This window comes from Brevundimonas sp. (assembly GCF_051860745.1).
Lineage (GTDB): Bacteria > Pseudomonadota > Alphaproteobacteria > Caulobacterales > Caulobacteraceae > Brevundimonas.
On sequence record NZ_JBHYDN010000003.1, the window covers coordinates 276100 to 296625 of the forward strand.

The window sequence follows — 20526 nt, forward strand, 5'->3', positions numbered from 1 at the left end:
GTCGGTTTCCGACCCTCCAACCCCTTCACAGCGGCTAGCGCCTGAGCGGCCGTCCTTACTCGCGCCGTCATTTCGATCCGGACGCTTCCGTAGTCGCGGGTGCGGGTGCGTACGGACGAACATTGTCATGTTAAGGTTTCGGTATGTGGCGCGACAGTGAGTCGAAAGACGATTTTCTAAACTTCACGGAGCTGGCCGACCAGGTCGCCACGCTGGCGACGACGCCTGACCTCCTGCCGATATCCATCGGCGTCTTCGGCGGCTGGGGCACGGGCAAATCGACGGTGCTGACGCTGGTCGAGGGGCGCATTCCGCGTGAGGGGCCGGGCGCGCCGCTGATCGTCCATTTCGACGCCTGGCTCTATCAGGGGCTCGACGACGCCAAGGCGGCGCTTATGGAGGTCATCTCGACCGATCTCCTGCGTCTGGCGGAATCGAAGAAGACGCTTGTCGACAAGGCGAAGTCGTTCGCTGGCCGCATCAACTATTTCCGAGGTCTGGGCCTTATCGCCGATTTCGGCATCGGAATGGCGCTGGGGATCCCACCCGGCCTGATGACCCGGGCAGGGGCCGCGGTCTCGTCCATCGTGTCCGGGGGCGAGGTCAGCGCTGAGAGCTACGGCGAGCTCAAGACCGACGCAGTCGGCGCGAAAAAGGCCCTCAGCGACCTGATCCGGCCCGAGACCACCCGTACTCCGCCGGAGGAAATCGCCGCCTTCCGGCGCGAGTTCGGTGAACTGCTCGAGGGGTTGGACACGACCCTGATCGTCTTCATCGACAACCTCGACCGGTGTCTGCCGGACGTCGCCATCAGTACTCTTGAGGCGGTGCGGCTGTTCCTGTTCATGCCGCGAACGGCGTTCGTCATCGCCGCGGACGAGGACATGATCAGACACTCCGTGGCGCGGCATTTCAGCGATCCCAACGTCGCCCATGTGCGGGACTACCTGGACAAGGTGATCCAAGTTCCGCTGCGCGTGCCGCAGGTGGGGCCCGAGGATCTTCGCGCCTATATGTATTCCCTGTTCGTGGCCGAGGCTGCCCCGGACAAACTGGCTGTCGTCCAGGCGCGTCTGCTGAAGGCGCTCCAGGGCGCGTGGGCCGGCGACGGCATCGACAAGCTAGAAATCTTCGCGCTCGCAGGCGGTGCGCCGGACCTCCTCGACAAACTGTCGATGGCCGATCGATTGGCGCCTATCCTCGCATGGGCACCGAACGTCCAAGGCAATCCGCGCATCGTCAAACGGCTGTTGAACGCGGTCTCGCTGCGCCGCGTCCTGGCCGCGCATCGCGAGATGAATGTCGATTTCGCCACCTTGGCCAAGCTCGCCGTGTTCGAGCGCTGTACTGACGGCCCGGCCACGCTGGCTCTGTTTCGGGTCATCATGGACGGTGACGATCCTCACGGGATCCTCGCGGCACCCGAAACAGAGACGCCCGGGCCGCCCTTGCCGCCGGTCTGGACTGGCCATGTCGAATTCATCGAGCAGTGGCGCCGAATGGAGCCGCTTTTCAAGGACCCGAAGGATCTGCGCCCAGCGGTCTTCCTGAGCCGGGACGTCATGGCGCCGGCGCCGTCGAGGAGCGGTCTCAGCGACGCGGCCGCGGAGGCGGTCGAGGCTCTGTTGAAGGTGAGCAGCATCAATTCGCCGGCCGCCGCCCAGATCATAGCCAACCTATCCACGGCCGATCGCCGGTCCGCCATGTCGCAGCTCATCGACGCCATGCGGCCGGCTGACTGGTCCGGTCTGGTCCCGGGCCTCCACGGCGCAATCCTGCTGTCGCAGGCCTCCGTCGAGGCCGCGACGGAGCTCAAGGCGTTCATCGGCGGGCTCCAGGTAGGCAAGATGCACAAGGGCGGTAAATTCCTGCTCAAGCAGGCCAAGCTAATCGAGGGCTGATGGGCACTTCCCAATCGAAACGCGATTCCGGCCCGGGACGACCGATGGTCCCGCCGTGGGCCGCGGCCGATCCGGCCCCGACGACGGCCCCGGCGCCGGACGGGGCGACGCCCGCGGCGAACCCAGTGACGCCGCCTGTCGCTCCCGCCGCGGAGGTCGCCCCCAAGGCGCGCTTCATCGGGGTTCGCAAGGCCTTGGGACGATATGCGAGGACGGGGGACGGGCGGGCCGCGCGTAGCGCCTTGGGCCATTGGGCCCGAACGGGCGTTGGGGGATCGCGCGCCGGCGCGGCGCGGGTGTCCCGGGCGGCGCGTACGGGCGGGGCCGCGCTCGCAGGCCTGGCGCGCGCGGCCAGTGATCTGGGTCCCGCTCCCGGCGCCCTCGATATCCGGGGCTTGGCCGGCCTGCCGGTCGAGGCGGCCATCGCCCAGATCGTAGACGCCTTCTGTCCGCCCGGCATCCTAGACGAGGACCTCGCACGCTTGGCGGTCGGCGAGGCGCTCGCAGAAGTGCTCGGTGGGGCGGATACTTTCGATCCTGCGGCGATCGACCCCAATGCGGCGATGATCGGCGCGCTCGCCTTCGCCGCTGAACTCGTCTTCCTGCAGGTCGCCGGGGATGCGGGCCAGGCCTTCGGCGACACGCCCCCTGCGCTTGCCGTCCAACGCGAGGCCGACATCCGCGCGCTCGTGAAGGAGGTTTCCGACTCGGTCGGCGCGCCGCTGCTTCAGGCCGCCGGCCCTCTGGTGACGCCTTCGGCCATGGCGGGGCTGGTTTCCCGCCTCGTCGGCGCGGTCGTGGCGGAGATGGAAACATGGTGACCACCCTCGTCACAGCGACGCCGGACGCCGCCCGCGCGCTCGCCGCCCAAGCGGCCGGCCGGCTGGCGATCGCCCTATTTCAGGTCGGGCGTGAGACGATGCCGGGGGTCGGGCATGGCTTGCCGCATTCGGCCCGCGCCCTGCCGCATCCGCCGACGACGAGGGCCTGGGATTTCCTGTCGATCGCACTGGCCGTCTTCGGGGCCGATCGGTTCGTCCTGCGTTCGGACGCCGCCGACGGCTGGACCCGAATGATCGAGATGGAGGTCGAGCTTGTCGAGCCGGACCCTTGGACCGCTATCGCGCCTCGGCTAGCTGCGGCGCTCCGGTTTCTGACCGGGGACATCTGGATCCTGTCCTTTCGCGCCGGCGGCGCGGCACCCCCGACGTTCCAGCCGAGGCTTTCCGACCGCGACAGCGTGTGCCTGTTCTCGGGGGGGCTCGACAGTCTGATCGGCGCGATGGGCCTTCTGGCCGAAGGCCGGCGTCCGTTGCTCGTGAGTCAGGCCTCTCCGGTAGAGGGCCCCGTTCAAGCCTATCTGGCTGATCGTCTCGGTCTTGCGGATCATCGGTTCGTCGGACGCGCCACGGAGCGGGGAATGGAGACGTATGAGCAGTCTTCCCGCGGCCGCTCGATCCTGTTCTTCGCCTATGGGGCCCTAGCCGCGGAAGGGTTGGGCGGCGTGCTGACGGTCCCCGAAAACGGTTTGATTTCGATCAATCCTCCACTGACGAACCGGCGGATCGGCAGCCTGAGCACGCGTACGACTCACCCCCATTTCATCTCGGAGCTCCAATCGATCTTTGCCGCGGTCGGTCTGAATGTTCGGCTGCACAACCCCTATGGCCTGCGCACCAAGGGGGAGATGCTGGCGGAGTGCGATGACCCTCGTCTGCCGCAGCTCGCATCGCTGTCCTATTCCTGCGGAAAGGGGAAGCGTCTCAATCGACAGTGCGGGCGTTGCGTGCCCTGTCTGATCCGACGCGCGTCCTTCGCCAAGGCGGGCGTGCCCGATGCAACAGACTACCATGTGCCGCTTCTGGCCGATGCCGCGCGTAATGACGACGTTCAGGCGGCGCGCTGGGCAGTGGAACAGTTGAAGACCCGCGACCTGTCGCGTTGGGCCGGTGCCGCGGGTCCCTTGCCGCGCGACACCGCCGAACGCGCGCAGTATGTCGACGTGGTGCGGCGCGGCCTGGGCGAGCTGCGCGATTTGTTCGCCCCGATTTCCTGGCCGTGATCGATCTCCACTGCCATCTTGATCTCTATGACGATCCCGCCGCGGTCGTGACCGAATGCGAGCGTCGGGGTCTCTATGTCCTGTCGGTCACGACAACCCCCAGCGCCTTCGAGGGAACCCAAAAACTCGCGGCGAACAGCCGAAGAATTCGCACAGCACTGGGTCTTCATCCGGAGTTGGTGGCCCGTCGCGCCGGCGAGATGAACCTGTTCGAAACCCTGCTACCGATGACCGACTATGTCGGCGAGGTGGGCCTGGACGGCTCGGCGCCCCATCGCGCCTCGCTGGACTTGCAGAGAGAGGTTTTTACGAAAATCCTTCGCCTGTGTGCGGCGGCGGGCGGAAGAAAGCTGACCATACACAGCCGGGGCGCCACGGGCGCCGTTCTGGACGCCCTCGAACAGAACCCCAAGGCCGGAACCTTCGTGTTGCACTGGTATCTCGGCAGCAGCCGGCAAATGGAACGGGCTGTCCGGTTGGGCGCATGGTTCTCCGTCGGTCCCGCCATGCTGACGAGCGCGAGAGGCTTGGCAACCGCTGCCTTGATGCCTCAAGACCGCGTGCTCCCGGAATCCGACGGCCCGTTCGGGATGGTGGAAGGCCGATCCGCAGACCCGTGGGACGCCTGGCGCGTCGTGAGTCCGCTCGCGAGCCTTTGGAACCTCTCTGTGTCTGACACCCAGACACGATTGATGACAAACTTCCGGAACTTCTCCGACCTCGCCTGAACAGTTGCTGCGTGTTTGGACGCTCAGCGGATTTTGTCTCGCGTCGTCCGCCGCTTGGGGACGTTGGGGACTTTGGGGACGTTGATCACCCCTGTTAAGCCTTCCTCGAAGTACGCACACGCCTCCCGCAGCTGCCGCATGAACTCATCACGCTTCGGGATTTGATCCATGGCCTCTACGAGTGCGCAGAATGCCCCGTTTCGATCCGCATCCCAGTCCGCCAGCAGACTGGGACAGGCGTTCATTTTGGCGACTTCGACGAACGGAATCGCGGCCTGAATGCTGAGTTTTTTGCCCGCCAGGGTGGGGTTCGATCCCACCAATTTCAGGATCATCCGTTTTTCCTCCCCGTCGGCGCGCGAAAACCAATCCGCGGCCTGATTGCTGACCCGCAGGAGATCGCGGAGGGGTTCGATCCCTGTTGCACCTTCCTGGGCGGTCTGCAGCCGCGCGGTGATTTCGCGGCGTTCGGCGTCGAGACGGCCGCGTTGGGCCGTGAACTCGGCGTCGGTCAGCTGGCCGCGCAGTTTCAATGTCGTGAGCTCGTCCGCCTGCCGGTCGACGTCGCGGAGCGCCGCCGCGAGCGTGGCGCGGTGGGTGCTGTTCAGGCGCGCCAGTTCGTGATCCCGTCGTTCGAACGAAGTCAGGATCAGATCGTGAAGCCCCGGCTCCATTTGGAGCGTGCGCAGGAAGTCCATGATCTGGCCGTCAAGGGCCTTGGCCTCGACCGACGGCTCCGGGCAGCGATCACCGAGCTTTCGGCGGGCGCAGTGATAGTAGAGATAGCGGCGCGCGCGCTTCTGTTTGTGTTCGGCGGTGACGGCGCGGCCGCACCGGCCGCACTGAATCAGGCCGCGATAGGGGACCTCCGTGGTCGGACGGATCGAGGGTGTCCAGCGCAACGCCGCCTGTAGTCGTTCGAAAGTCTCGAGCCGCACCGCCGGCGGATGTTTGCCGGGCCAGGTGCGCCCGTCCCAGACTATGACGCCGGTATAGAACGGATCGGTGACGATGCGGTGGGCCGTGCTGTCGGGCAGTGGGACACCCGGCTTGCCGTGTGCGGGCGGGGTGACGAAGCCCCAGTCGTCGCGAGCGATCCGCGTCGCTTCGCGGATACTGCACCCCCGGTTCGCGACCAGCTGGAACAGGCCCTCGATCAGCGGGAAATACACCGGGTCGGCGACGATGGTGCGGGTGGCGCGGTCGTTGCGGTAGCCGAGCGGGGCGCGGTTGGGTCGCCAGCCGTTTTCGAGCTTGGTGCGGTTGCCGCGTTTGACGTTTTCGGACAGGGCGTCGGAATAGTATTTCGACTGGCCGAACATGATCTGTAGCATGAATTTGCCCTGCGAATTGTTCTCGAAGGTGTAGGTCGAGAATTTCAGGTCCTTGAGCACGCCGCGATCGAGCAGATAGATCAGCCGTCCGCCGTCGATGGAGTTGCGCGCCAGACGGTCGGGAGCCCAGGTGGCGATGCCCTCGGCCTCGGCCGCCTCGATCCGTGCGACCATGGCGTCGAAGCGGGGGCGTCCCGGTGTCATGGCGCTGCGCGATTCCTCGATGATCTCCACCACCTCGACCTCGGGCATCGCCAACAGCCGCCGCTCCAGATCGGCGCGCTGGGATTCGATGGACAGGACCTGACGGTCCTCGGCCTCCGAGGATTTCCGGCAGTAGAGAAAATATTTCATAGGGAGAGGGATGTCCCTGACGTCCCTGACCTCCCCAAGCGAGAGGATCAGAAACCGTCGTGGACGAATTGAGATTCTAGGGCGCCGCGGCGTTTCGCGCGACTCCGCCCAAGGGGACAGCCGCGCGACCCGGCCTGGACATTGGAGCCCGGGCGCGCCCGATGCGCACGGCGGACGTTCGCCCTGGCCGGGGCCGCCCGGAGCAGGGGAGGGCCGCCTTTCCAACGGCCCTCCCACCCCGGTTACTCCGGAGCGGTCCCGGACCGACGGAGCAACGGCGGCAGCCAGCCCGTGCCTTGCAGCAGGGTTTCAGCCGCCTCGGCCATGTCTTCCTTGCGGAGATCGTCAAGCCGGGCCGCCGCCTCGGGAGACACCCCCTCGGTGACGGCCTCGGCGATCAGGGCCTTGGTGACGCGACTGAAATAGCTCCTCACGGTCGGGCTCCAGTAGCGGGTCATGTCGAGGTCCACGAGCTCGGCCAGCACCCCAGAGAGGGCCAGCGCCTGTCGGGAGGTCCCGACCCGCTGGACGGCGCTGACGCCGAGCGACACGACATGGGCGAACAGGGCCAGCCGTCCTTCGTCGGGCAGGGCCTGCAAGGTCGCCAGCAGGGCCTCGGGGGCATCGGGAAGCTGGCCCGCCCACAGGGCGTGCCGCGCCTCCAGCGACCGGCCCGCCGCCGTCTCCGCCAGACCCTCGGCATGGCCGTCCAGCGCGAGGCTGGAGAGCCGCAGATCGAGGCAGGTTTCGCCGCCGCGATAGAAGGTCTGCAGGGTCAGGGCGTGCAGGGCGGCGAGGAAGGCGACCTGCGGCTGTTCGGCGAGGGCGTCGCGCAACGCCGCCGTGCGATGGGCGGTGAGGTCGGCGACCAGCCGTTCCGACAGGGTCTTGCGGGTTTCGGCCCGGTCGGCGGCGTCCGGCGTGTCGGCCCCGCCTTTGCCGCCTCCGTCCGCCTCGCCTTCGGCGTCCGGTTCCGTCTCCGGCTGCGCCTCGTCCTCGGGCCGGATGAAGCCGCGCTCGATGCGGACGCCGTCGTGCGCGAGGACGACGAACAGGCCGCCACGCGCCACGGCCTCGGGGTCGTATCGTTCGGGGCGCGCCGCCGCCAGTTCGGCATCGATCTCGGTGAGCCGATCATCTTGCGCCTCGGTCAGAACCTCGTCCTCGCCGCAGCTTGCGACGATGGCGTCGTATTCCTCGGCCAGCGCCTCCAGCCGGGCCTTGGTTTCGGGGTCCGGCTCGACCGCGCGTGGATAGACCCGGCGACAGCCGTGGTCATAGGGGAAGTCGAGCCGCGCCTCGGCCCACATCCAGCCCTCGGCGTCCCGCACGGCTTCCGCCTCGGCGGCGAGCTTTTCCAGAACCAGCCGGTCGAGCAGGGCGGCGTCCTCGAACCAGCCCTGCCCGTCCTCGCTGAACAGGTCGCGCCGGACGCATCCGCCCGCCGCCTCATAGGCCTCGGTTCCGAGATAGCGGGCGCGGCGGTCGGACGCCTCGACCTCATGTTCGGTCATCATCTTGCGGATGAAGGCGGGCGAGCGGTTGTAGGACAGGTCGGCATAGACCTGTTCCTGTCGGGCGTGGTCCTCGCTGACGGCGAAGGCCATCAACTGGTCCAGCGTCAGGGCCTCGGCCCGATAGGCGGCCATGAGCTTGGGGCTGACCGCCCCGAGCCGCATGCGCCGCCGCACCAAGGTCGGCGAGACGCCGAAGCGCGCCCCGATCTCCTCGGCGCTCCAGCCCTTGCTTTCGGCGAGACCGCGGAAGGCCTCGAACTGGTCGGCGGGATGCATGGCGAAGCGGGTGACGTTCTCGTCGAGGCTGATCTCGAAGGCGTCATGGGCGGTGTCGACGACGCAGCGGATCAAGGCCGTCTTCTTGATCTCCTTGCGCTTGGCGCGGAGCAGCTGCGACAGGCGGCGGCCTTCGCCGATGGTGACGAGGTAGCCGCCGGTCGGCTGGCCGTCGGCGTCCAGTTCCGGCTCGACCACGGGCGGCTGGAGGATGCCCTTCTCGCGGGTGCTGGCGGCCAGCGCCTCGATGTCGGAGGCGCTGTGCGGGGTCTTCCTCGCATTGCGCGGTGACTTCTTGAGCCGGTTGAGGGGAATGAAGACGACGGTCCCGTGCTCCGGGACGGCGGCTTCGGCGGTGGTGGGTTCAAACGCGGCAGTCATGGTGGTTCTCCTAGGGTTGGGGAGCAGGCGAATTCCGCCTGCTCCCCTGCCCGTCGGCGAGACCAGGGGTAGCAAGGGCCAGGGCGGACCGCGGGGAGGGGGATCGCCCGGTCTGCACGGAGCGAAGCGGAGGAAGACCGGGGAAACCCCGCGGTCCGGCGGCGCAGCCGCGCACCCTGGCCCGCGCGAGGGACGGAGTCCCTTAGCCCTTGCGGACGACGCGTCGTCCACGGACCGACAGCGCCGATCCGCCGTCCACAGGGCGGGGCTTGGCGCGGCGACGCCGCGCTATACTGAAACGGGCCTGTCTTGAAAGACTCTCCACGCGACCGCTGACCGTCTTTCCGCACGCCCCGCGGGGCGTAGGCTTGAGGTCATGACCGATCGCGACAAAGGGCCGACGCCGACCGTCTCGCGTGTTCTGCCGGACGGCCGGCTGGTCGAGCTGCTCTATGACCCGGACCGCCGCGCCACCGCCTTGGCGGTGGGCGGCCCCGACGGCGACATCGCTATTCTGGAGACCCTCGACCTGGCCGATGGGGAGCGGCTCGTCCCCTATGCCGCCGACAACAATCTGATCGCCACCGGCTGCGTCCTGCTGCCGTCCGGGGTCGGCAGCTTCATCACCCAGGCGGAGCTGATCGGCCGGATCCAGGCCTTCCTGCACCGCTATGTCGATCTGTCGCCGGTGTTCGAGGAGATCGCCGCCCACTATGTGCTGCTGAGCTGGGTCCATGACGCCTTCAGCGAGCTGCCGTATCTGCGGCTCCGCGGCGACTACGGCACCGGCAAGACCCGGGCCCTGATCGCCATCGGCTCGCTCTGCTACAAGCCCTTCTTCGCCTCGGGCGCCTCGACCGTCTCGCCGATCTTCCATGTGTTGGACGCCTTCGGCGGGACCCTGGTGCTCGACGAGGCGGACTTCCGCTTCTCGGACGCCACCGCCCCGCTGAGCAAGATCCTCAACAACGGCAATGTCGCCGGCCTGCCGGTGCTGCGCACCATGACCAACCGCCACAAGGAGCTCAATCCGCGCGCCTTCCGCGTCTACGGCCCCAAGCTGGTGGCCATGCGCCACAGTTTCGCGGACCGGGCCCTGGAAAGCCGCTTCCTGACCGAGGAAACCGGTCAGCGGCCGTTGCGATCCGATATTCCGATCCAGCTGCCGCCCGAGCTGCACGCGGACGCCCGGACGCTGCGAAACAGCCTGCTGGCCTGGCGTCTAGCGAATCGCTCCACGGTGCGTACTGACGCGAGCCGTAAGGCCGCCGGGGTGGAACCGAGGCTTAATCAGACGGCCCTGTCCCTGTTGTCGCTGATGGAGGATCCCGCCTTGCGGGACCGGGTGCATGCCGAATTGACCCGTGAACAGGCGCGGCTGAGCCAGGAGCGCGCCGCCTCGCCCGAAGGGCGGTTGGTCCAGGTGCTGACCGAACTCTTCGCCGACCCCTCCAGGGGCCGGATCGCCGTCTCCGCGGTCGCAGACGCCTTCAACAGGACCGGCGATCCGGGCCGCGCTCCAGCCAGCGCGCGGTGGGTCGGCTGGCTCCTGCGTGAACGGCTCAAGCTGACCGCCACGAAATCCAACGGCGTCTTCGTCCTGGCGGCAAGCGAGCGCGCCAAGGTCGAGGCGCTGGGGATCCGCTACGGCGTTGGGCCGACCGGCGACCCGTCTGAGCCCCCGCCTCCGTGAGGGGAGCGGCCTCTGCGGGCGCCGGTCTCTCCGGACCACGGATTGCCGTCTACGTTCCGAACGCCGACCGGGGAATCATGAAGGCACGATCCGCCCTGGATCGATCACCTAACGCCTCCCCCTATGTCCCATCGCAACTATCTCAGCCTGCATCGCAAACGATGGGCCCTGTCCCAACGGGAACTGGCCCTGCTCGTCGGTCATGCCTCCCGCAGCGTCGTGTCCAGGCTGGAACTCGGCCAAGGCCGTCCCAGCCTGCGCTTCGCCATTCGCTGCGAAGCGGTGTTCGGTGTCCAGGTGGCCGAACTGTTCCCGGATCTGTTCGAAGAGAACCACGACGCGGTCATGCGCCAGGCGGCGCATCTGGATCTTCAGGTGCGAGGCCGCACGGATGCCGGGTCCGCGCGCAAGCGGGCCCTACTGCTCGAGATCGTCGGCCGAACGCCTAGCCCCGACATTCTATGATCGCGGCCTGCCTCGAGTCAGGTCGGGTGATGGGTTTCCATCCGACCGCGCGCGGCTTCGGTTGGGTCGTGTTCGAGGGGCCGTTCCGGCCGATCGACTGGGGGCTGGTCTCGGCACGCAAGGACAAGAACGCCACCTGTCTCAAACGGCTTGATGGCTTGCTCAGACGCTTCGCGCCCGAGGTCCTGGTGCTGGAAGCCTATGACCGTGAGAACAGCCGACGGGCGCGGCGCATCGCCCGTCTCGGCGCCGCGGTACGGCGGGCGGCCGACATGCAAGGGATAGAGACCGCCGTCTACCATCGAGCCCAGGTCCGGGAAGCCTTCGCCGAGACCGGAGCTAAAACCCGTCGAGACATCGCCCAGGCCGTGGCTCGGCATCTGGAGGCGTTTCGTCACCGCCTGCCACCACCGCGTAAACCCTGGGACAGCGAAGACGCACGAGAGGCGCTCTTCGCCGCCGCCGCGGTGGTCCTGACCCACAATCGCCTCGGCGGTTGATCGCCGAAGCCGCGGCGTATGCGGACCGGGATAGAGGGCTCCCGCAAACTCGTCGACCCAACCTTCCTAAAACCGAAAGGGTTGCTGGTCTAGGATCGTGAGCCCAGCGCTCGGCATCCGAACCGCACGTGGGCAGGAGGGCGCAAGCCGGATAGTCGTCGGTCAAGCGATCGGGGGCGTCCTTTCAAACACTAGGAAGTGCACGGGCCAACCACACCGACATCACGGATGGCAGCCTTGCCGACCATTTGTGCGAGAAGGCCGGCATCCAACTTCTTGGCTTCGTGCGGGGGGGCGGAGCAGAACTCGCAGCCGAGTGATCGGCTACGGCCTAAGAGCGCGACCTGTTCCAAGGTACGAGTTTGCTGGCGAGGCTAATGCCAGACGAGCCGCAACTGAGAAAGGGTGAAAGCGGCTACTTCTCCCGAGCCTTAGATGAAAATGTCTCTCCCTCGGCCCGATCCCGATCATCGGCTGCCGCTTCAAACTCATACGCCAGCACCAAAAGCTTGCCGGCCAGGTCTCGATTTCCCATCCCCTCAGACAGGCGACGACAACGGGCGGCTTCGCGGCGTAGCTCTTCCACGGTTTTCACTGAACGACTCCGGTACGTAGTCGTACATAGCGCGGTTCGGTCTCGTCGAACACATGCTCACCATGTGCGGGCGAGCAGGGGGAGGCCCAGCGGTGTATACTGGCGGCAATGATGCCCGCTCGGTACCGGATCGTCCTCGTCGTCGCTGCGGTAGTTACTCTTGGAGTCCTCGCCCTGTTGCCTGGTCGGGGGCCCGAACTGCTTCCTGAAGACCTTATTCGAAACCGGCTCGGTGATGAGCTCGGGCTCAGCGCAAGCGACACGCTTCGCATCGTCGCTCAAAGCGGCGACTTCGTACGGGTGAACCTCCATAGCGCCGAAGGCGGTGGCGCATGGGCCGTCGTGCGGCACACCGCCACCAGCACCAGCCTCATTACCAGCGGGCAGGACTATCCGACCTGTGCACCGCTTGAAGCAGCGGGCGTGCCTCTCGGGCTTGAGCCGACGTGTTGGGCGGATGACGGGACAACGCTGGTTGAGCGGAACGGCCCTTAGATCCTACTGCCGATAGTAGCCCGCGATGTTCAGGAGTGCGGCCGCAGCGGCCGTAGTGCGTCCCGTGGCGCGACGCATCGTCACCTGGCCGGCTCGCCAGTTCGCTTCGAGAATCGTAATGCTCGTGCTCGTGACGTCGTACACCAGCGCCACATGTCCATTGATGGCGTACGTTCCCGAGGCGATCGAAATCATCGCGATGTCGTTCCGGCGCGGTGTTCCGCGGACATTGATCGCCGAACGTTTTGCCTCCCAGTACGTAAGGTCACTGGTAGGCATGCTCGCGCGCATGTCCCGGCGCAGGAAGAGCACGCAGTTGTCCTTGTACCGGGCCTGATGCGCCGCCCGAAGCGGGGTAGGAATGGTAAGGTATTCGGGATTGGGTGGTGGCAGAGCGACCGCACTCCCGGCCGATGCAGCGACTCCAAGATCAGCAGCACCGATACACACGTCACGACGCGACAACATGGCAGCCTCCTTGAGGTCTGCCTGCATCGTGGGCCTTGCCAGTGTCACAACGAACACCGTGCGATGACAGTTCGATGACGGCCCGAGCGGCCATCGAAAGGATAATTTACGTGGACAGCTCGATTCCATTTCAGAGTGCGGGAAGACAACGATGCCCGATCATCAAACAGGGGCCTACCTGAGGCCCTGACCCTGACAAGGAGGCGCTTTATGAAGCGGTGCACCGGATCAGGTTCTACCTCGGATAATGGGGTACTTGAGGCGCCAATGCCCAGCACCACCACATCAACTTCCTGCAGGTCATGAAAGGGGCGAGCGTTAGCGCCTTCTCCCTTTCCTCAATCTATCACCTCACGCGCGGTCGCTGGGAAATGGAGAGAGCGTGCGTCCCCACTTCAGCTGTTTGGCCACAAAGGCCAACGGAAAAGCTAGAAGAAGATAGAACAACCAATGCTCGATCAGGCCTGCAAAAACTAGGGGGCCGAGGCCTTTGAGCGCGACCACCAAGGCCATATGCAAAACTGCAGCTAGCGTTGCCGCCGAGAAAGCTAATGAGGCGATGCCCGCGCTCTTCCATAGGAAGCGCAGAACAAAAACGACCAGAAAAATGATTCCAATAAGGACCACTTTCGATGGGGCGTTTCGCCATGGCCCCAACAAGAGACTGTTGAGGTAGAGCCCAACATTGTAAAGGAGATTTACCATCATTAGTATCCCAGGAGTTCTCTCTGACGTCGCTGGGCGCGCCGTTGCTCATACGAAAAGATAGGGCCCATAAATCGGACACCAACATAATATCGAAGAGCGGTAGCGCGGCAGGAGGGGGCGGATTCTGGTCTAGTGCAGGCCTCACGCATGCGTGCCAAAAACTGACGATCACATGTGTACTGGTCAGCATAGAGCGTGCCCCAGCAATTGTCATGAGCTCTACAGGCGGCGCTGAAGTCCTCCCCGGAAGGCAGCGTATCATCGACGGAGGTGCAATCATCCCGACCGTCCGGACCATCCGGGTCTGATGAAGCCAAGGCTTGGCTAACTGCAAACGGCATAAGTCTGGCTGGCTTCACTCTGGTGCCCGTCACAACGACTTCATCGAGTTCACTGATTGGGTCCGATGGATTCATCGCACCGCTTGCCCCCCTCCGCTCATTTAGGAACGGAACGTTGCCAGCGGTACCACGGCCACACTTGATCGGTCGGTTTGGCCCGCACCTGAATCCATTTACGATGACATCGGGTAGCGTATCGGGATCTAGCCCCCACGGATCAATCCGGTTGACCGGGTCAGCCCCCACGTAGGCATACAGATTCGCCCCGGCGGTATACCCGACAGGGTCCGTCTGCAGGAACCTGCCGACACCCGGCAGATAGGTCCGAGCCCGATAGTGATAGGCCCCTGCTTCTGGCAGCCATTGCTGCCCCGTGTACCGGAAGCGGCCCGCGGCCCCGGACGCCGGGGCTCCGTACTCGTCATAGCGATTTATGGCCAAGGTCGCGGCCGAGCCGTCCGAGAGATTGATCACGGACCGGCGCTCATCGGCCATGAGCCAAGTCCGGTTGGTTGTGCCCGAGCCGGCGTAGCTGGTCACGACGCCGTCCAAACCCGCGCCGGGGACGTGCCGCGCCGTCAGGACGCCGGAACTGTTGTATTCGCCAACCAGTTGCGGGCCCGCGTACTGGAACCGCACACCCGCGGCTGACGAACTGAACAGCCGGTCGGCCGGGTCGTAGCCATAACTGGTCGAGGCGGTGCCGCTTAGCCGGTTGGCCGCATCATAGCTGAAACTGCTGCCCAGTGCGGCGGTGATGTTCTCGTTAGCGTCATAGGTAACCGAGGCACTGGCAATGTCCGTGACACGATTCAGACCGTCGTTCTGGTAGGCCGTACTGCCGGTGACCGGTGCGAACACATAAGCCGGATTGCTTACAATGCGGGAGGCGATCTGGCTTGCCGCGTTCCAACTGTAGTCGAAGGTCACGTCGTCGCCCGAGCCGGAAAGGTCATGGTCCAAGGAGGTCATCCGGGCGAAAGAGTCATAGACCCAAGCCGTCGTCGCGCCATTGCCGCGCGTGATCGCCGTCGGCTGGCCCTGGTTGTTGTAACCATAGGTCGCTAGCACACCTGGCCCAGACGTGGCGCCGTTCTCGCGGATAGCCGTCACCGCGCCATACAGGTCGTGCTCATACGAGACGTAGAAGTTGTCCGGCCAGGTGATGCGGGTCACGCGTCCGGTAGCGTCGCGCTGGTATCCCATGGCCCCCAACGGGCCGGTCTCGCTGGCCAGCCGCGAGAGCGGGTCCCAGACGTTTGTCAGGGTTTGGCTGTTACCCGTCGAGGTCAGCACCCGGCCGAGATTATCGTACGTCAGGGCGACATCCATCGTGCCCGATGGTGCATCGATGAGAGTCGGGCGATGGAGGTCATCATAAGCGACCGTCGTGGTTTGGCCAGCGCGGTTGCGGGCGCTGACGACGTTCGAGGAGTCGTCGTATCCGACCTCTTCGTCGTCTGTCGTCCAAGTTCCGCCGCCTGCGGGACAAGGGGAGGTGCCCCCACCGGCCGGACATGGATAGCGCAGCTTCGATGGGCGATCGAAGCCATCATACTCTTGAATCGAGACATTGCCTTCGCCATCGGTTAGCGATGCAATCTGGCCATTGTCGGTGTAGCTGATCGTCTCGGTGATCGCCTCGGCCAAACCCAAGGCCAAGGTCGTGGTCAGTGGCCGACCTGTCGCGTCATAGGTCGTCTGGCTGATTCGATCCGGCCCATCGCTACCTGGCGTGGCGGCGGTGCAAGCGCTGCCCGGCAGGGAGCCGAACGTCGCCGGATTCATTCGCACGGCCGTGCAGTCGAGCCGGCCAGCCGCGTCATAGCTGACCTGTTGTACGCTGACGACGGTTCCTGTGCCGCTCTGCTGACTGGCCGTCAGCGGGCGGCCCTGGGCGTCATAGGTCACCCCGGTTCTGACCAGCGAGGCGAAGCTCGCCCAGTTGGGGTCGGTGTAGCCGGGCGTCGTGCCTGCCTCAGCCAAAGTGACCTCGCCGCGAAGGTCGTAGGTGTATCGCTGCGCCCGGTTCAAACCCGCCCCGCCGCCGTCAGGGTCTGGCCCGACCACGCCGACCACCTGCCGCGCATTGTCGTAGCGGTACACCGTCAGGTCGTCGGTCCCGGCCAGGGGCATGTCAACCGTCGCGACGTCGCCGTCGGGCGTGTAGGTGATTGCTGTCACCGCCATGGCCGGGCTGGTGCCCGAGCCCCGACTGACGCTGGTCGGCAGCAGGTTGTTGGCGACGCCCGTCGAGCCGTATACGAGGGTTGTCCGCACCTCGTTGGCCGCATTGGCGCAACTGGTCCCGGTCGCGCAGGCCGAGACCTCCACAGGCAGGGTCACCGACGAGGACGCTGCGACGATGGTCCCGGAACTGTTCTTGTAGTACGCCGTCTGGGTCGCATAGGCGACGCGCGTCTGGGGCCGGTCCGCGCTGGTCGCTGGCGCTGGCAGGGTGGTCGTCAGCAATCCGCCATGGGTACTGTCCCATGTGTAGTCAGTGATGTTTCCCAACGCGTCGGTGGTCGTGATCGGAAGGTTACACGTCACGGGATTGGTGCAGGTCGAGGCAAAGGTCGAGGAGAACGAGACTGGCGACAGGCCCGACCCCGGCTTGGGAGTTGCCGTGACCAAGGTGACGTTGCCGCGCGCGTCCAGCGTCTGCTCGACATAGTCGCCTTCCGGATTCGTGGTCCGCGTCAGGCGCTCCTGACTATCGTACTGAAACCCGGTCGTTTCACCGAGTGCATTGGTAACCGTGGATGGTCGCCCGACGGTCAGATCAGTTACCACCGTCAGGGACTGTCCGTTGGGCCCTGTGCTGACGGCCGTGCGCGTTACGCCCACGTCCGTGAAGCCGTAGGTCCAGCTTCCTGTCACATCGGTGAGGCTGGTCACCTGACCCGAAACGCCGCCCTCGGCGACGGTGATGTCATTCGCTGTCGAACCGGGATAACGAATGCCCGTCAGATCAGCGCCGGTCGTTCCGTAGAGGTACTGAGTGACCCGCCCCGATTGGTCAGTCGCGGCCGTGATCGGACCGCCCACGGTGCTGGTATAGGCGATGCTCGGCCAAGTGCGACTGTAGGTGCAACTGAAGCCCGTCGGCGCGCAATAATCGACCGCATTGTTGACCCCGGTCACGGACGCGACGGCCAGCCAGTTGGCGACTCGCGTGTTGAGCGGCGCGGTTCCCGTCATGACGTTGGACTTGTAGACGTAGTGTAGCTGATAGCCGTGATTGTTCGTGATCGATTGCAAACGGACGACGGTGCCGGTGACGAGGGGATTGGTCGAGCGGACATAGGTTTGGGTGACGTAGTGGTAGTTGGTCGATTCGCCGTTCGGCACGACGATCTCATACAAGGCCGCGCGATTGGTGCAGGCGACGCCGGTGGATGTATAGCAATAGGTAGTTGAGTATTTCGCGACGGTTCCGGACGAGGTGGTGAAGATAAAGGCGGTTCCGGACTGGCTCAGCGTGGCTCCGCTGTTGCTCGCCGGAGTGAACACCCCGCCACTCAGCGTAAACACTTCTGACTCAAGGCCCAGGGCCACGGTGTAGGTGGAGCCAGACACTTGGAGCGAGCCTTGGTTGCTGTCGCGCCAACCCAGCTGAATCCGGCCGCGTGTGAGGTTCAGACCGCCGCCATCCGGCTGACCGATCGCGACTTCGGTCGTCTGAAAGTTGAAATAGCCCGACACCATGTCCACGCCGCGCGGGTCCAAGGCATAATGTTCGGGTGGCGTCGGTTGACTGATGGATTGAGCGTGAGCCGCACCGGCGATGGCCAAAGAGATCGCCGCGCTGGTGAGGAGCAGCGGTTTGTTGAGCGATCGCATGATCAGAACGCCTCCGCGATAGCCGTGTGAGAACGCCAGAGCACGGTTCCGTCGGACAAGCCGCTCAGCAGCATGAGTTCACCAGTGCTGGTGAGCGTCAGGAAAGCGTCCTGGTCGGTAAGGTCCGCCTCCGGCCGAAAACGCGCCGCGCCGCCTCCATCGACCCGGAAAAAGGTCGCAAGCAATGGGGATCCGGTGCTACGCCCGGTCTCGGTGAATTCGACTTCGACGCGCCCCGATGCGCGCAACGCGAGACTGAACCGGCCGTCCGAAGAGACCAGCGCCTGATGCGGCTGCAACTCCTGATCGACCGGAAGTCGCGACAGGGCCGCCCAGGTCGTTGAGCCGGTCTGACTGCGCGACGTGCGATTATCGGCATCATCGTAGGCGTAGGCGGCTGTATTTGTCCCGCCCGACGCGGTTGTGCTCACCCCGGTCAGACGGCCGTTCCCGTCGTAACTGTATGTCTGTGTGACTTGGGCGATCACTGCGGCGGGCAAGCCCGACAACACGAGGCCGATGGACACGCTTACGAGTGGCTTCATGACAGCTCCCCCTCAGATTGCACCGTTCGCTCAATAGGCGAGGGAGTCAATATGGCAGAGCTATGCGTCGTTTTCGGCCGTAGCCTGTTGGCCCCTGCCTGGTTCGGGGCAAGCGGCCTGCGCGAGCTTCGTACGTCAGACGCATAAAGTGCCCCCTTTCACTAAGCGGGACAGACGCGGATGATGTCCGCAGAGTTGTCCCGACTTCCTTCGTGCCGGAGATCGCCGTGTCCCACCGGCCTTCCCCGGCACGAAGGAGGGCCACATCAGGGACAGCACCGTTCATTCACACAGCACAAGCAGCGTCTACGAGACCGTCACGGACTCGATCATCCTCGCGATCGAGCAGGGAGCCAGCGACTTCGTCATGCCCTGGCATGGCGGCGGGCCGGCCGTCGGAAAGCCAACCAACGCCCTCACGGGAGCCACATACCGGGGCATCAATGTCGTGGCGCTCTGGGCCGAGGCCTGTGTCCGAGGCTACGGCTCCGGACATTGGGCGACCTATCGGCAATGGGCGACGGTCGGAGCCCAGGTCAGGCGCGGAGAGCAGGCGTCCGCGGTTGTCTTCTACAAGAAGCTAGAAACCAACGAGCCGGAAGAAGGCGAGGAGGTGAACGGGCGTCTCGTTGCCAAGGCGTCGCCCGTGTTCAACGCCGAACAGGTCGACGGATGGGTGCTCGATTTGCCGCTGCAGGCTTCGCTTGTAGAGCGCATCAATGATCGGGGCAGAGGTCCGAGAAGGTGGTTCGGTCGCCGGCTTCATTCCGTCCGAGGACTACATTCGGATGCCGGCAACGGCGATATTCGTTGATGCCCACCAGCACTCCAACGGAGTCCTACTACAGCACGCTCCTGCACGAGCTCACGCACTGGACGGGCGCGCCTCGCCGGCTGGAACGCGCGTTCGGCGAGCGCTTCGGCAGCGCAGACATCGGTTCTCCAGTTCAAAGACGTGGAGGCCAGGTTCGGTTAGGTTCGAACAATGTCCAGCCCGCCTGTTGCCGTTCAGCGTTTGGTTCTTCGTTCTCCGGACGATTGGCACGTTCATCTTCGAGACAGGGCAATGCTGCGCTCTGTCGTCGGATACACGGCGCGTCAGTTCAGGCGTGCGATCGTCATGCCTAACCTGGTCCCGCCAATCACCACGATGGCGGATGCCGCGGCCTATCGATCCCGCATCCTGAACGCGCTCGATGATCGCGATGATTTCGAGCCCTTGATGACCTGCTACCTAACCGACGACTCCGATCCAGAGGAGATCGGTCTTGGATTCGAGGCGGGCGTTTTCACCGCCTGCAAGCTGTACCCGGCTCATGCGACGACCAACGCCCATCAAGGGGTTACAGACATCCGCAGGATTTATCCCGTCCTGGAACGGATGCAGCGCATCGACATGCCGCTCCTGCTGCACGGCGAGGTTACCGATCCCGCCATCGACATCTTTGACCGCGAGGCCGTCTTTATCGAGCGGGTCTTCTCCAGGATCATGATGGACTTCCCGGCGCTTCGAACGGTGTTCGAACATATCACCACAGCGGACGCGGTCGCCTTCGTCGAGAGCGGCGGTCCAAACCTGGCGGCGACCATCACCCCCCATCACCTGTGCATCAACCGCAACGCCATGTTCGCGGGAGGTCTGCGCCCACACGCCTACTGCCTGCCAGTGGCCAAGCGCGAGCGACACCGGCTCGCCTTGCGGCGCGCGGCGACGTCGGGCTCGCCCAAATTCTTCCTCGGGACCGACTCAGCCCCGCACCTGATCGGGCAAAAGGAGTCCGCCTGCGGCTGCGCAGGCATCTTCAACGCCCCTTACGCGATCGAAAGCTATGCGGCGACGTTCGAAGAGGATGGGGCGCTCGACCGGCTGGAGGGGTTCGCCTCTGAACATGGTCCACGCTTCTATGGCCTGCCCTTGAACACGACATCCATCGTTCTGGAACGCGATCCCGTCGTTGTCCCCGAACGGGTGGCGGGGACATCCGAAGGCGAACTGGTTCCCTTCCACGCTGGTGAAACCCTGCCCTGGAGGTTCACCGGGTTCGCGCCAGGAGAATGATCGAGGACCGCTGGCCCATCATCGGTCCACTGACGACAGGCTTCGGTTGTCGACAGCCCGTAGCATCAAGGCGTTCACTCGCGGCTTGATCAGGTGCGTCAGGATTTCGAGATCATTGGACAGGGAGACGGGATTCTGAACCAGCGCCGACTTCAACGCAGATTTGAGCCAGACGCTCATGCGCGATTCTCCAGGACCAAGGCGATGCGGTCGTCGATTGTGGCTTGGTCCAAGGCGGCCCGGCCCTCTTTGCTGGTC

General features: G+C 65.1%; 17 protein-coding genes and 1 pseudogene. 10 read left to right on the plus strand and 8 right to left on the minus strand.

What is annotated here, in order from left to right; all coding sequences use genetic code 11:
• Positions 1 to 143 precede the first annotated feature (143 nt).
• From ACTIEW_RS05810 to qatD, 4 genes are read left to right on the plus strand one after another with little or no spacing between them, the layout of a single operon-like run.
• Positions 144 to 1901, plus strand: a complete 1758-nt coding sequence (locus tag ACTIEW_RS05810; protein ID WP_439476961.1) for a KAP family P-loop NTPase fold protein — start codon at positions 144 to 146, stop codon at positions 1899 to 1901.
• A 44-nt stretch (positions 1902 to 1945) separates the two neighbouring features.
• Entirely contained in the window at positions 1946 to 2722 is a 777-nt protein-coding gene (locus ACTIEW_RS05815; RefSeq protein WP_439476962.1) for a hypothetical protein, read from the plus strand.
• Complete coding sequence (gene qatC, locus ACTIEW_RS05820; protein WP_439476963.1) at positions 2716 to 3963, plus strand: Qat anti-phage system QueC-like protein QatC; 1248 nt, start codon at positions 2716 to 2718, stop codon at positions 3961 to 3963. Before ACTIEW_RS05815 ends, qatC begins: the two co-directional genes overlap by 7 nt.
• Complete coding sequence (qatD, locus tag ACTIEW_RS05825; protein ID WP_439476964.1) at positions 3960 to 4691, plus strand: Qat anti-phage system TatD family nuclease QatD; 732 nt, start codon at positions 3960 to 3962, stop codon at positions 4689 to 4691. Before qatC ends, qatD begins: the two co-directional genes overlap by 4 nt.
• Before the next feature lie 23 nt (positions 4692 to 4714).
• Here the strand turns inward: qatD and ACTIEW_RS05830 are convergent, their stop codons facing one another.
• A complete protein-coding gene (locus ACTIEW_RS05830; protein WP_439476965.1) occupies positions 4715 to 6379 on the minus strand; it encodes a recombinase family protein in 1665 nt (554 codons plus the stop codon).
• 242 nt (positions 6380 to 6621) lie between these two features.
• Positions 6622 to 8553 (minus strand): ParB/RepB/Spo0J family partition protein, encoded by a 1932-nt coding sequence (locus ACTIEW_RS05835; protein ID WP_439476966.1) that lies wholly within the window; start codon positions 8551 to 8553, stop codon positions 6622 to 6624.
• A 376-nt stretch (positions 8554 to 8929) separates the two neighbouring features.
• On the opposite strand from ACTIEW_RS05835, the gene ACTIEW_RS05840 reads away from it, so the two are divergent.
• The 3 genes from ACTIEW_RS05840 to ACTIEW_RS05850 all read left to right on the plus strand — a co-directional run bounded on the left by ACTIEW_RS05840 (position 8930) and on the right by ACTIEW_RS05850 (position 11211).
• Entirely contained in the window at positions 8930 to 10246 is a 1317-nt protein-coding gene (locus ACTIEW_RS05840; RefSeq protein WP_439476967.1) for a hypothetical protein, read from the plus strand.
• A gap of 123 nt (positions 10247 to 10369) precedes the next feature.
• Positions 10370 to 10711 (plus strand): helix-turn-helix transcriptional regulator, encoded by a 342-nt coding sequence (locus tag ACTIEW_RS05845; protein WP_439476968.1) that lies wholly within the window; start codon positions 10370 to 10372, stop codon positions 10709 to 10711.
• Entirely contained in the window at positions 10708 to 11211 is a 504-nt protein-coding gene (locus tag ACTIEW_RS05850) for a hypothetical protein (RefSeq protein WP_439476969.1), read from the plus strand. The genes ACTIEW_RS05845 and ACTIEW_RS05850 overlap by 4 nt, the downstream gene beginning before the upstream one ends.
• A 415-nt stretch (positions 11212 to 11626) precedes the next feature.
• On the opposite strand, the gene ACTIEW_RS05855 is transcribed toward ACTIEW_RS05850, so the two are convergent.
• The 5 genes from ACTIEW_RS05855 to ACTIEW_RS05875 all read right to left on the minus strand — a co-directional run bounded on the left by ACTIEW_RS05855 (position 11627) and on the right by ACTIEW_RS05875 (position 18209).
• Positions 11627 to 11806 (minus strand): hypothetical protein, encoded by a 180-nt coding sequence (locus tag ACTIEW_RS05855; RefSeq protein WP_439476970.1) that lies wholly within the window; start codon positions 11804 to 11806, stop codon positions 11627 to 11629.
• A gap of 498 nt (positions 11807 to 12304) precedes the next feature.
• Complete coding sequence (locus ACTIEW_RS05860) at positions 12305 to 12796, minus strand: CHAP domain-containing protein (protein ID WP_439476971.1); 492 nt, start codon at positions 12794 to 12796, stop codon at positions 12305 to 12307.
• Between the two features lie 324 nt (positions 12797 to 13120).
• Positions 13121 to 13474 carry a hypothetical protein gene (locus ACTIEW_RS05865; RefSeq protein ID WP_439476972.1) on the minus strand — a complete coding sequence of 118 codons (354 nt, stop codon included), beginning with the start codon at positions 13472 to 13474 and terminating at the stop codon, positions 13121 to 13123.
• Positions 13475 to 13476: 2 nt separating this feature from the next.
• Positions 13477 to 17664 carry an RHS repeat-associated core domain-containing protein gene (locus ACTIEW_RS05870; protein WP_439476973.1) on the minus strand — a complete coding sequence of 1396 codons (4188 nt, stop codon included), beginning with the start codon at positions 17662 to 17664 and terminating at the stop codon, positions 13477 to 13479.
• Positions 17665 to 17666: 2 nt separating this feature from the next.
• Positions 17667 to 18209 carry a hypothetical protein gene (locus tag ACTIEW_RS05875; protein WP_439476974.1) on the minus strand — a complete coding sequence of 181 codons (543 nt, stop codon included), beginning with the start codon at positions 18207 to 18209 and terminating at the stop codon, positions 17667 to 17669.
• A 265-nt stretch (positions 18210 to 18474) separates the two neighbouring features.
• On the opposite strand from ACTIEW_RS05875, the gene ACTIEW_RS05880 reads away from it, so the two are divergent.
• The 3 genes and pseudogenes from ACTIEW_RS05880 to pyrC all read left to right on the plus strand — a co-directional run bounded on the left by ACTIEW_RS05880 (position 18475) and on the right by pyrC (position 20268).
• Positions 18475 to 19023: an ArdC-like ssDNA-binding domain-containing protein gene (locus ACTIEW_RS05880; protein WP_439476996.1), complete on the plus strand. Its 549-nt coding sequence runs from the start codon at positions 18475 to 18477 to the stop codon at positions 19021 to 19023.
• Positions 19023 to 19130, plus strand: a pseudogene (locus ACTIEW_RS05885) (zincin-like metallopeptidase domain-containing protein); the annotation flags it as partial. The gene ACTIEW_RS05880 and the pseudogene ACTIEW_RS05885, both read left to right, overlap by 1 nt.
• 64 nt (positions 19131 to 19194) lie before the next feature.
• Positions 19195 to 20268: a dihydroorotase gene (gene pyrC, locus ACTIEW_RS05890; protein WP_439476975.1), complete on the plus strand. Its 1074-nt coding sequence runs from the start codon at positions 19195 to 19197 to the stop codon at positions 20266 to 20268.
• 18 nt (positions 20269 to 20286) lie between these two features.
• Here the strand turns inward: pyrC and ACTIEW_RS05895 are convergent, their stop codons facing one another.
• A complete protein-coding gene (locus ACTIEW_RS05895; protein ID WP_439476976.1) occupies positions 20287 to 20448 on the minus strand; it encodes a hypothetical protein in 162 nt (53 codons plus the stop codon).
• Positions 20449 to 20526 lie beyond the last annotated feature (78 nt).